The following is a 10,800-nucleotide window of genomic DNA, read 5'->3' on the forward strand; positions in this document are numbered from 1 at the left end:
CACGCCGATGACGAAGCCCGCGCCGATGTTGATGAGGGTGATGATGATGCCGGCGATGGCGTCGCCGCGCACGAACTTGCTGGCACCGTCCATGGCGCCGTAGAAGTCGGCTTCCTGACCGATCTCCCGACGCCGGGTGCGCGCCTCGTCCTCGCTGATCAGTCCGGCGTTGAGGTCGGCGTCGATGGCCATCTGCTTGCCGGGCATGGCATCGAGGGTGAAGCGCGCCGCGACTTCCGCGACGCGGCCCGCGCCCTTGGTGATGACCATGAAGTTGATCACCACCAGGATGGTGAAGATGACGATGCCGACCACGTAGTTGCCGCCCACCACGAACTGGCCGAAGGAGGCGATCACCGTACCCGCCGCATCGGTGCCCTGGTCGCCGTTGAGCAGGATGAGGCGCGTCGAGGCGACGTTGAGGGACAGGCGAAACAGGGTGGTGACCAGCAGGATCGCCGGAAAGATGGCGAAATCCAGGGCCCGCACGGTGTAGAGGCCGATCACCAGGATCAGCAGGGCCACGGTGATGTTGAGGGACAGAAACAGATCGAGCAGGATGGTCGGCAGGGGGATGATCATGACCAGCAAAATGGCCACCAGCCCCAGCGCCACCATGACGTCGGTACGGATCAGGGTTTCATAGCGAAAATTCTTCAATGCATCTTGAATCACGATTGCCGTCCTTTAAGGCTGTAGACGTAGGCGAGGATCTCCGCGACGGCCTTGAACATGTCCTCGGGAATATCCTGCCCCAGCTCCACCTGATACAAGGCCCGTGCCACCGGCACGTTTTCCACCAGGGGCACGTTGTTTTCCCGGGCGATTTCGCGAATTTTCATGGCCACCAGGTCCGCGCCCTTGGCCACCACGCGCGGCGCGTCCATCTTGCCGCGCTCGTAGACCAGGGCCACGGAGAGGTGTGTCGGGTTGGTGACCACCACGTCGGCCTTGGGCACCTCGGCCATCATGCGCTTGCGCGCCATCTGCATCTGCACCCCGCGGATCTTGGCCTTGATGTGCGGATCGCCCTCGGTCTGCTTGTGCTCTTCCTTGGTCTCCTGCTTGGTCATCTTCATCTTCTCCTCCATCTCCCAACGGGTGAAGCCGTAGTCGAAGATGGCGAGAATCATGAGCACGCCGCAGGTCTTGAGCAGGATCAGAAAGCTCACCTTGCCGAGATAGCGCACCGTTTCCACCAGATCCATGTCCACCAGGTACAGGGCGTTCTCGAATTCGCCGGCCACGGTGCGGTAGGCCACATAGCCCACCACTCCGACCTTGATGAGGGACTTGACCAGTTCCACCACCATGCGCTTGGAGACGAACTTCTTCATCCCGGTGATGGGGTTGAGCTTGCTGAAGTCGGGCTCCATGGGCTTGGTGGTGAACAGCCAGCCGATCTGCGCGACGGAGGCGGCCACGCCCAGCACCAGGGTGAGCAGCAGCAGCGGCGCCAGCAGCAGGCCGACCTTGCCGATCAGCATGCTGAACAGGCCCGGTACGGTCGCGGTGGTGACGGCCATCTCCGCCGAGCGTCCCCAGATGGCGGCGAGAATCTCGTTGATGCCGCGCCAAAAAACCGGCGCGTAGAAAAACCACAGGATCACCGCGCCGGTCATGAGAATGGCGGTATTGACCTCGCGGCTCTGGGCGACCTGGCCCTTCTGGCGAAAATCCTCGCGCCGCTTGGCTGTGGCTTGTTCGGTTTTTTCCTGACCGCTGTCAGCCGACATAATCGCGACTCCTCGTCACAACAGGCGCAGCACGGCGAGAAAATGCTCGCCCAAGCCGTTGAACTCGCGCACCAGCATGGCCGCCACCAGGTTCATGGTCAGGCCGATGACGATGAGGGAGATGCCGATATTCAGGGGGAAGGACAGAAAGAACACATTGAGTTGCGGGAACACCCGCGCCATGACGCCCAGAACCACGCTGGAGAGAATCAGCACCGCCAGCACCGGGGCGGCCAGTTTGATGCCCAGCACGAAGATGGAACTCGACAATCCGATCACATAACCCAGGGCCCCCTGGGACAGGCCCGCGTCGCCCGGCGCGAGCACCGCGTAGGATTCGGCGAGCACGCGCAGAAACAGGTGATGCATGTCGAGGGAAAGAAAAATGAGAATCGCCAGGATGTTCTGGAACTGGGGGATGACCGACACCTGGCGCTGGGTCTGGGGATCGAAGACGTTGGCCGCGGCAAAGCCCATCTTGTAGCTGATGGCGGTGCCGCCCAACTCCACGGCGCTGAACACGAACTGCGCGATGAAGCCGAACAGCAGGCCGATGAGGGCCTCGCTTAGCACCAGCAGGGCGAGGCTGACGATCTCAAAGGAAATCCGGGGAATGTAGGGCTGCGCCAGGGGATAGACCACCAGGGACATGGTTACCGCCAGGCCGATGCGCACCCGCGCCGGCACCTGACCGCCGCCGAACACCGGCAGCACCGCCATCAGGGTGCCGACCCGGGCGAAGCACACCAGAAAGCTCTGGAAGTGCGCGACGGAAGGCAGCAGCAGATCCACGGCGTCCCTCAGCCGCCGACCAGGCTGATGTTCTCATAGATGCGGGTGGTGAAGGCGAGCAGCACCTTGATCATCCACGGCGCCATGATCAGCAGGGTCACCAGCACCGCGACGATCTTGGGGATGAAGGTCATGGTCTGTTCGTTGATCTGGGTGGCGGCCTGGAAGATGCTGATGGTCAGGCCCGTCACCAGCGCCACGATGAGCATCGGCGCGGCAACCATGAGCACCGTCTCCACGGCCTGGCGGCCGATATCCACGACGAATTCGGGAGTCATGCGTCCATCCTCAGCCGAAGCTTCTCACCAGGGAGGCGATCACCAGCTCCCAGCCGTCCACCAGCACGAACAGCAGCAGCTTGAAGGGCAGCGAGATGATGATCGGCGGCAGCATCATCATGCCCATGCCCATGAGCACCGAGGCGATGACCATGTCGATGACGAGAAAGGGAATGTAGATGAGAAAGCCGATCTGAAAGGCGCGCTTGAGCTCGGAGAGCATGAAGGCCGGAATCAGCGTCACCAGGGACAGATCCTCGCGGGTGTCGGGCGCCGGGCTTTTGGAAATCTCGATCATCAGGGCCAGATCCTTCTCGCTGGTCTGGCTGAGCATGAATTCCCGCAGGGGCAGCACGCCGCGGTCCAGCGCCTGATTGAAGGCGATTTCCTGGTTGAGGTAGGGCTGCACGGCCGTTTCGTTGACCTCGGTGAACACCGGCGCCATGACGAAAAAGGTCAGGAACAGCGCCAGGCCGATCACCACCTGGTTGGGCGGCGCCTGCTGGGTGCCCATGGCGTTGCGCACGAAGCCCAGCACAATGACGATGCGCGTGAAGCTGGTGGTCATGAGCAGGATCGCCGGGGCCACCGAGAGGATGGTGAAGACGAACAGCACCTGCAGGGCGGTGGCGACCTCCTGGGGACCGTTGGCCTCGGTGATGCCGAGGCTGATGCTCGGCAGGCCCTGGGCGCTCGCCGCCACGGGAATCAACAACACCATCAGGCAGGCGGCGATGAACCTGGTCATGGCCGGATCTCCAGTTCCGAACGCAGGGTCTGGTCAAAAGCCTGACTCTGCCCGCGTCCCAGGCGCGTCAGCACCTCGATGCGCTCGGCGCCCACGCCCAGCAGCAGCTCCTGGCCGCCGACCTCGACCAGATACAGGGCCTTCTTGGGGCCCAGGCCCCGGGATTCGAGGATCTTGATGCGGCCGTTCTTCTGCCCCGGCATGAGCGTCAACCCGCGCCGGGAGACGGCATAGAGCAGCAGCACCAGGCCCAGCACCAGCAGCAGGCCGGCCAGGGCCTTGAACAGGGTGGCCGTGGGGCTGGCGGCCGCGGCTTGCGCCCAGGCGTTCAGCGGCGCCGCCAGCAGAAGGAGCGTGAACAGGACTCTCATCGCTCAGCCCAGCTTCTCCAGGCGCTCGGCGGGACTGACCACATCGGTCAGGCGCAGGCCGAACTTGTCGTTGACCAGCACCGCCTCGCCGCGGGCGATGAGGCGCTGATTGACATAGACATCAAGGGTCTCGCCGGCCAGCTTGTCGAGCTCGACCACATAGCCCTCGCGCATCTGCAGCAGATCCTTGATGAGAATGCGGGTGCGCCCGACCTCCACCGTCACCTGCAGGGGCACGTCGAGGAGAAAGTCCAGGTTGCGCATGTCCGCGCCCTCGGCATTTGCCGCCGCTGCCTTGCCGTTGCCGTTCTTGTTGTCCATGGTGTTCACTCCTGCCGATGAGGGGAATTCGAAAAAATCTTTTTTCCACGAATTTCACGAATAAAAACCAATCCATTCGTGTGCATTCGTGGTTAAATTTTTTAAGTCTCGCCGATGATGCGCACGGCCTTCTTGCCGTTTTTCACGCCCGGCAGGGCCAGGAACTTGGCGCGGTCCTCGACCACCAGGCTCAGGGGCGCGCTCGGTTCGCAGCCCAGGTCGATGATGTCGCCCACCTGGAAATCGAGGATGTCGCGCACCCGCAGGCTGACCTTGCCCAGGGCGGCGGCCAGGGTCACCTCGGTGTTGCACACTTCCTCCTGCAGGCGCCGCGACCACAGGGTTTCGCGCCGCCCGCCGCCGCCCAGAACTCCTTCCTTGAGCTTTTCCCGCAGGGGATCGAGGGACGCGTGGGGAATGGCCAGGGTCAGCCGCCCCTGCAGGTTGTCCACGGTGACGGTGAAGCGGGTGATGAGCATGGCGGCGTCGGGCGGCACGATGGTCACCAAACGCGGGTTGTTCTCGACCTTGACCAGGGCCGACTCCAGGGTCTCCAGGGGCGCGAAGGCCTTTTTCAGGTCCGGGCAGGCCGCGGCGATGATGCCCTTGATGACGTTGACCTCGATGGCCGTCATGGGCCGCTGGAAAATGGTGAACTTGCCCCGCGATGTGCCGCCGAGCAACAGTTCCAGCAGGGAATAGGACAGCTGATCGTCGAAAATGAGCAGCCCCCCGGATTTGAGGGGGTCCAGGCGCACGATGCCGATGAGGCCGTTTTTCGGCAGGTCGCTGAGAAACGTCTCGAACTCCCGGGTCTCCATGTCGTTGCGCTTGACCATCACCGAGGACTGCAGGCGATTGGTCAGGGACATGCCGTAGTTGCGGGCGAAGGCATCGAGGATGATGTCGAGATTTTGAAAGCGCCAGCGCCCCGAGTCCTGCAGGCGCAGCAGATCGAGGCGGGTCGCCTCGCCGCCGCGCTCCGGCGCGACGAACTCGTCGTCGCCCAGGGCCTCAAGCTCGATCTCGCCCTCCTGCACCGCGGAGAGCAGTTCGGCGATTTCATCCTTGGTCAGAATCCGTTCCAAGCAATCCCCCCTGTGGGCGGTAAAGGCATGGGGCGCACTCGGTGCGCCCCTACTGGACGACAAATTCGGTGAAATAGATGCGCCGAATCCGATCGCGCTTCATGATTTCGTTGACCCGGCCGAGCAGCTCGGCGCGCAGCTGCAGCTTGCCTTGCAGATCGCGCAGTTCGTCGAAGGTCTTGTTGCCCGCCACCAGCAGGATGGCGTCGCGGATCTGCGGCATGCGCTCGATGATTTCCTGGCGGCCGGCGGGGGTTTCGGCCTCCAGGGTCAGGGCCGCCTTGAGATAGCGGGTGCCGTCGTTGTCGAGAATGTTGACGATGAATGGCTCGACATCGACCATGGGGCCGATGGCGTCGCTCGGCATGCTGGAGGCGCGCGCCACATCGGCGCCCACCGCGCCCGGAGCACCCTTGGCGCCCAGGAAATAGGCCGCCGCCCCCACGCCCGCGGCCAACAGCACCACCGCCGCGATGATCAGGGGCAGCTTGCCGCCGCCCTTCTTGCCGCCTTCCTGCTCGTCCTTCTTCTTCTCTGCCATGGTCAATCTCCAAAAATAATGAAAAACCTTAAAACTTTTGGCACACGGATCAAATCTGATGAAATCGGATCAGCCCAAGGATTTGCCCGGTTACCCTGATTTTATGCTTGGTTAAAATCCGCCTTGATCAGATTTGATCCGTGTCCCCAGCTTTTGGCTTTTGCCCTAAAACGGCATCTGATCACGGGCGTCGATGAGGTAAGGCAGTTCCTCACGCGAGGAGCTGGTACTTTCCAGCACGAATTCGACGCGGCGGTTGACGGCGCGGTTTTCCGGCGAGTTATTGGGCGCCAGGGGCCGCTGCTCGCCGTAGCCCACCGCGGAAAGGCGCTCCAGGGGAAGCAGCTTTTCATTGCCGAAAAACTTGAGCACCGACACCGCGCGCATCACCGACACATCCCAGTTGGTCACGCCCTGGCGGGCCACCGGAATGTCGTCCGTGTGCCCCTCGATACGCAGGTTGAAGGGCAGCGGCTTGACCATCTCGGCCACCTTGCGCAGCACCGGGTAGGCTTCGGGCCGCACCTCGGTCTGGCCCGCCTCGAAGAGCACCGCGTCATTGACGCGCAACACCACCGCGCCGCGATCCTGCACCAACGTGATGTCGCGATCGAGTTTGAGGCGCTGCAACTGCACGATGAGCCGCTTGTAGAGCCGCTGGGTGTAATCGTCCTCGATGGGCAGGAACTCGACGATGCGCGGCCGGTCGATGGTGGTCAGATTGGAACTGCTCAGCACGCCGAAGGCGCCCTTGAGGGACCCCACCACTTCCTTGAACTTCATCTGGTCGAGCTGCGCCATGGACAGCAGCAGGACGAAAAACGTCAGCAGCAGCGTCACCATGTCGCTGTAGGTCACCATCCACAGGGGCGCGCCGGGCGCGGCTTTCTTTGCTTTCTTCTTGGCTCCGCCGTTGCTGTCGGACATGGCCTAGCCTTTTTTCTTGTTGAAGAAGCTCTCGCGGAACTTGGGCGCGACGAAGGCGTGCAGCTTCTGCTCCATGATGCGCGGGTTCTCGCCGGCCAGAATCGACTTCATGCCCTCGGAGATCAGGGTCTTCTTGAGCACTTCCGACTGGGAGCGGTTCTTGAGCTTGCCCGCCATGGGGATGAAGAGGATGTTGGCCATGACCGCGCCGTAGAAAGTGGTGAGCAGGGCCATGGCCATGGCCGGGCCGATGGTCGAGGGGTCTTCCATGGTCTGGAGCATCTGCACCAGGCCGATAAGGGTGCCGATCATGCCCATGGCCGGGGCGTAGGCGCCCATGGCGACAAAAATGTCGGCGCCCTCGCTGTGGCGCTCGACGATGTATTCGATCTCGCGGTCGAGCATTTCCTTCATGGCCTCGGGCTCCTGGCCGTCCACCGCCATCTGCACGCCCTTGACGAAAAAGGGATCGCGGATCTCCGCAACCACCGACTGCAGGGAGAGAATGCCTTCCTTGCGCGCCTTGTTGGAGTAGCGGATCAGCGCCTCGATGGTCTCCGTGGGGCTTTCGTCCTTGTGGAAGAAAGCCTTCTTGAGCACGGCGAAGGCGCGCATCACCTCGCGGAAGGGGTAATGCACCAGGGTCGCCCCCAAGGTGCCGCCGACCACCACGGTGAGGGACGGGAAATCGACGAAAATCGTGATGCCGCTGCCGGCCGTGATGGCCATGAGCATCAGGCCGAAGGCGGCGACGATGCCGAGGATGGTGGAGAGATCCATACAGGGAAACCTCGATTGGGTGGTGTTCGCAAAAAGCCGAGCGACGATCCCGGTCGCCGGCAACCCCTAGTTGAGCAAATGCCATGCCAGGACGGCGGAGGCAGCGGCGAATTGTTCCCGCGCCCGCATCCCGAACCGTTCCCGTAGGGGCGAGGCATCGCCTCGCCCAGGGCGACCCAGCGGGTCGCCCCTACATAAACCCGCCGTCCGCCCTCGTAGGGGCGAGGCGCTGCCTCGCCCAGGGCGACCCAGCGGGTCGCCCCTACAAAACCGTCACCGCCGTCAAAAAAAAGGCCGTCCCTTGCGGAACGGCCTTTCCGGTCAACTTTTTGACCCGTTTAGCGCTTGAGGTTGATCAGCTCGCCGAGCAGCTCATCGGTGGTGGTGATGATGCGCGAGTTGGCCTGGAAGCCGCGCTGGGTGGTGATCATCTTGACGAACTCCTGGGCGAGGTCGACGTTGGACTGTTCCAGGGCGTTGGTGAAGATCTTGCCCAGCTCGGAGCTCGGCACGCCGATGCGCGGATCGCCCGAGGCGTCGGAGGCGGCGTAGAGGTTGCTGCCCTCCTTGAGCAGGCCGCCGGTGTTGGGGAACTTGGCCAGGGCGAGTTGGCTGACCTTGATGCGCTCGCCGTTGGAGTAGTTGGCGGTGACGATGCCGTCGCCGTCGATGGAGATGCGCACCAGGGAGCCCGCGCCGTAGCCGTCCTGACCCTGGGAGATGACGATGGAGTCGCTGCTGAATTGTGTGGTGTTGAACGCCAGGCTGATGTTCTGCACGTCCGAGCCGTTGTTCCAGGCGAGAGCGCCGGGATTGGTGGCGCCGCTCTGTCCGGCGGTAAGGTTGCCGTTGACGTCGAACTGCAGGGATCCGCTGCCGACGATTTCCAGCACTCCCGGGGTACCGCCCACCAATTCACCGCCATCGACCACCGAAGTCCAATCCCATTCATTGGCATTGGTCTTGGTGAAATAGGTGGTGAGCAGATGGGTATTGCCCAGGGAGTCGAAAACCCGCGTCGAGGTCGCGTAGCTCGAGGTGCCCGTGGGATTGGCCGGGTCGAAGCCGCCAGGAACCGCCACCGCGTTGGAATCGAGGTTGGTGGTCAGATTGATGTTGGCCGTCGAGCGCGCCGGAATCAGGGTGCCGATATCGACCTTGATGTCGCTGGGGTCGCCCACGGACAGGGTGCCGTCGTCCTCGAAGGCCTTACCCTGCACGCGCAGCCCCTCGGGGTTGACCAGGTAGCCGGATTCGTTGAAGCGAAAGGCGCCGGCGCGGGTGTAGTAGGTCTGCTGGGTGCCGACGGGCTTGACGATGAAGAAGCCCTCGCCCTCGATGGCCAGGTCCGTATTGGACTCGGTGTTCTCGAAGGTGCCCTGGCTGAAGATGTTATCCACCACCGAGAGCTGGGTGCCGCGACCAACCTGGCTGACGCCGCCGGAGCCCGAGATGGTGGCCGAGAGCAGGTCGGAGAAGATGGTGCGGCTCGACTTGAAGCCGATGGTGTTGGTGTTGGCGATGTTGTTGCCGATGACGCTCATGGCGTTGCCGTTGGTGTTAAGGCCGGAGACGCCGGTGTAGAGTGCGCTGGAAATACCCATGTGCTTTATCCTCCGTGGTGAGGGGCCGCCTCTGTCGGTCGGCGGCCCGCGAACCTCCTCGTCGAGGACCGGTTCGGTTGGTTTAAGGTGTTACGCGATGACCGCGCTGTCGATGTTGGTGAAGACGTTGTTCCTGAGGCTGTCCTGGTCGACGACGGTGACCACGGTGGCGTTCTTGACGCTGACCACCAGGGCGTTGCCGTCGAGCAGCACCAGGGAGTCGCGGCCGCCCTTGGCCTGCACCGACTGCACCGCGCTTTCGATGCGTCCCAGCTCGGCGGGGCCGAAGCTGATGCCGCGGCTTTCCATGCGCGCCAGGGCGTGCCGGGAAAATTGCAGCTCGGGCTTGCCCTTGAGTTGGCCGCGCAGCACCTCGTCGAAGGACGGTCCCAGGGGCTTGCCCGGCGCGCGGCGGGCGGCGGGCGGCGGCTGGGGCGAAACCGGATAGACCGGCGGGCTGTAAAGGGTGAATTTATCGTTCATGGTCAGAGATCCCGCACGCTGACGATGTCCTGCAGGCGGAAGTTGCCGCTGTTGGACACCAGCCAGTTGGTGCCGCCGACCATGTCCACCCCGGTGATGCGGCTCTTGACCAGGGCCTTGGACGGCACGATTTCCTCGCTGGCGTTGAGGGCGCGGGTCACCACCTGATAATTGCCGGGGGGCAGCTTGTCGCCGTTGAGGCCGGTGCCGTCCCAGCTGACGAAGTGCTCGCCGGCGCCCGCGGCGCCCACCGGGATGTTGGCCAGGTTGCGGCCGTTGGCATCGAGCACGTGCAGGCTCACCTCATGGGCCGGAATGTCGAGCTGAATGCCGAGATTCACCGGGTTGCCGTTGAAGGAAAAGGCGCCGCTGCCCGACACCGCTTCGGTACCGATCATGGAGAGGGCCGAGAGGCGCTCCATTTCCAGGGAGCCTTGGGCCATGCGGCCGAGGTTGTCGTTGACGGCGAAGAGCTGCTCCAGGGAGCTGAACTGCGCCAATTGGGCGGTAAATTCCGTGGGATCCTGGGGGTTGAGGGGATCCTGGTTCTGTAGCTGGGTGACGAGCAGGCGCAAAAAATCGTCCTTGCCCATCACCGCCCCGTTGCCGAGGTTCTTTGTCAAAACGCCGCCACCGGCGGCCGTGCTTTCGGAGATCACGGACATGAGGGTGTACTACCTCCTTGCTTGCTTCAGATGCGCAGGCTGATGCCGCCCGCGCCGTTGAGTCCGGCTTGCCGCGGGGGTGCGATATCCACCGGGGTGATGCGCGCCGCGAGACGGTGCGGCGCCGCCGGCTGGGGCTGTTGACGGGCGCCGAACCATTCGCGCCCCTCGCCCTGCTGCCGGTTGTCGAGGCCGACCTCGCAGCTTTCGAGCTTGAGCCCCTGGCCTTCCAGGGCCTCGCGCAGGCGGTACAGGTTGCGCTCCAGCACCTCCTGCACTTGCGGGTTCTGCGCCAGGATCTGGGCCTTGAGCACGCCCTTCTCCATGAGCAGTTCCATGCGCAGCTCGCCCAGTTCCTCGGGATGCAGACGCAGGGTCATGCGGCTGCCCTCGCCTTGCCCGCGCAGGCTCAAGCGCTCGACCACCTGGTTGAGCAGCTGGTTGTCGGGCAGCAGCGTGCCGTTGG

General features: G+C 63.5%; 15 protein-coding genes. All 15 read right to left on the bottom strand.

Going from position 1 to position 10,800, the window contains the following annotated elements; all coding sequences use genetic code 11:
* On the bottom strand, positions 1–618 hold a 618-nt coding region (locus tag QAT43_RS11720; RefSeq protein ID WP_442900253.1), incomplete at its 3' end, for an FHIPEP family type III secretion protein.
* A 53-nt stretch (positions 619–671) separates the two neighbouring features.
* On the bottom strand, positions 672–1,736 hold the full coding sequence (gene flhB / locus QAT43_RS11725; protein WP_305043264.1) for a flagellar biosynthesis protein FlhB: 1,065 nt from the start codon (positions 1,734–1,736) through the stop codon (positions 672–674).
* A 15-nt stretch (positions 1,737–1,751) separates the two neighbouring features.
* Positions 1,752–2,528, bottom strand: a complete 777-nt coding sequence (fliR, locus tag QAT43_RS11730) for a flagellar biosynthetic protein FliR (protein WP_305043265.1) — start codon at positions 2,526–2,528, stop codon at positions 1,752–1,754.
* 8 nt (positions 2,529–2,536) lie between these two features.
* Positions 2,537–2,806 carry a flagellar biosynthesis protein FliQ gene (gene fliQ, locus QAT43_RS11735; RefSeq protein ID WP_305043266.1) on the bottom strand — a complete coding sequence of 90 codons (270 nt, stop codon included), beginning with the start codon at positions 2,804–2,806 and terminating at the stop codon, positions 2,537–2,539.
* Positions 2,807–2,816: 10 nt separating this feature from the next.
* The gene (fliP, locus tag QAT43_RS11740; RefSeq protein ID WP_305043267.1) at positions 2,817–3,554 is read right to left on the bottom strand and encodes a flagellar type III secretion system pore protein FliP; all 738 of its coding nucleotides are present in this window, start codon (positions 3,552–3,554) and stop codon (positions 2,817–2,819) included.
* On the bottom strand, positions 3,551–3,925 hold the full coding sequence (fliO, locus tag QAT43_RS11745; RefSeq protein WP_305043268.1) for a flagellar biosynthetic protein FliO: 375 nt from the start codon (positions 3,923–3,925) through the stop codon (positions 3,551–3,553). Before fliO ends, fliP begins: the two co-directional genes overlap by 4 nt.
* Positions 3,926–3,928: 3 nt before the next feature.
* Positions 3,929–4,246 (bottom strand): flagellar motor switch protein FliN, encoded by a 318-nt coding sequence (gene fliN / locus QAT43_RS11750; protein WP_305043269.1) that lies wholly within the window; start codon positions 4,244–4,246, stop codon positions 3,929–3,931.
* 101 nt (positions 4,247–4,347) lie between these two features.
* Complete coding sequence (gene fliM, locus QAT43_RS11755) at positions 4,348–5,334, bottom strand: flagellar motor switch protein FliM (protein WP_305043270.1); 987 nt, start codon at positions 5,332–5,334, stop codon at positions 4,348–4,350.
* A 49-nt stretch (positions 5,335–5,383) separates the two neighbouring features.
* Positions 5,384–5,875: a flagellar basal body-associated FliL family protein gene (locus QAT43_RS11760; protein WP_305043271.1), complete on the bottom strand. Its 492-nt coding sequence runs from the start codon at positions 5,873–5,875 to the stop codon at positions 5,384–5,386.
* 165 nt (positions 5,876–6,040) lie between these two features.
* Complete coding sequence (locus QAT43_RS11765; protein WP_305043272.1) at positions 6,041–6,802, bottom strand: OmpA/MotB family protein; 762 nt, start codon at positions 6,800–6,802, stop codon at positions 6,041–6,043.
* Between the two features lie 3 nt (positions 6,803–6,805).
* Complete coding sequence (locus tag QAT43_RS11770) at positions 6,806–7,582, bottom strand: motility protein A (protein ID WP_305043273.1); 777 nt, start codon at positions 7,580–7,582, stop codon at positions 6,806–6,808.
* Positions 7,583–7,920: 338 nt separating this feature from the next.
* Positions 7,921–9,186, bottom strand: a complete 1,266-nt coding sequence (locus tag QAT43_RS11775; protein ID WP_305043274.1) for a flagellar hook protein FlgE — start codon at positions 9,184–9,186, stop codon at positions 7,921–7,923.
* A 90-nt stretch (positions 9,187–9,276) separates the two neighbouring features.
* Positions 9,277–9,669 (bottom strand): TIGR02530 family flagellar biosynthesis protein, encoded by a 393-nt coding sequence (locus tag QAT43_RS11780; protein ID WP_305043275.1) that lies wholly within the window; start codon positions 9,667–9,669, stop codon positions 9,277–9,279.
* A gap of 2 nt (positions 9,670–9,671) precedes the next feature.
* Entirely contained in the window at positions 9,672–10,334 is a 663-nt protein-coding gene (locus tag QAT43_RS11785; protein WP_305043276.1) for a flagellar hook assembly protein FlgD, read from the bottom strand.
* Between the two features lie 26 nt (positions 10,335–10,360).
* The coding region (locus tag QAT43_RS11790; protein ID WP_305043277.1) for a flagellar hook-length control protein FliK at positions 10,361–10,800 on the bottom strand (440 nt) is incomplete at its 5' end.

Origin of the sequence: Geoalkalibacter sp., from assembly GCF_030604225.1 — a bacterium.
In the GTDB taxonomy this organism is placed as follows: Bacteria; Desulfobacterota; Desulfuromonadia; order Desulfuromonadales; family Geoalkalibacteraceae; genus Geoalkalibacter.

Coding starts and splice junctions, on each gene's coding strand:
- fliN (WP_305043269.1), bottom strand. CDS start 4,246: ATGGACAACAAGAACGGCAACGGCAAGGCAGCGGCGGCAAATGCCGAG.
- QAT43_RS11785 (WP_305043276.1), bottom strand. CDS start 10,334: ATGTCCGTGATCTCCGAAAGCACGGCCGCCGGTGGCGGCGTTTTGACA.
- QAT43_RS11775 (WP_305043274.1), bottom strand. CDS start 9,186: ATGGGTATTTCCAGCGCACTCTACACCGGCGTCTCCGGCCTTAACACC.
- fliQ (WP_305043266.1), bottom strand. CDS start 2,806: ATGACTCCCGAATTCGTCGTGGATATCGGCCGCCAGGCCGTGGAGACG.
- flhB (WP_305043264.1), bottom strand. CDS start 1,736: ATGTCGGCTGACAGCGGTCAGGAAAAAACCGAACAAGCCACAGCCAAG.
- QAT43_RS11780 (WP_305043275.1), bottom strand. CDS start 9,669: ATGAACGATAAATTCACCCTTTACAGCCCGCCGGTCTATCCGGTTTCG.
- QAT43_RS11765 (WP_305043272.1), bottom strand. CDS start 6,802: ATGTCCGACAGCAACGGCGGAGCCAAGAAGAAAGCAAAGAAAGCCGCG.
- QAT43_RS11770 (WP_305043273.1), bottom strand. CDS start 7,582: ATGGATCTCTCCACCATCCTCGGCATCGTCGCCGCCTTCGGCCTGATG.
- QAT43_RS11760 (WP_305043271.1), bottom strand. CDS start 5,875: ATGGCAGAGAAGAAGAAGGACGAGCAGGAAGGCGGCAAGAAGGGCGGC.
- fliP (WP_305043267.1), bottom strand. CDS start 3,554: ATGACCAGGTTCATCGCCGCCTGCCTGATGGTGTTGTTGATTCCCGTG.
- fliO (WP_305043268.1), bottom strand. CDS start 3,925: ATGAGAGTCCTGTTCACGCTCCTTCTGCTGGCGGCGCCGCTGAACGCC.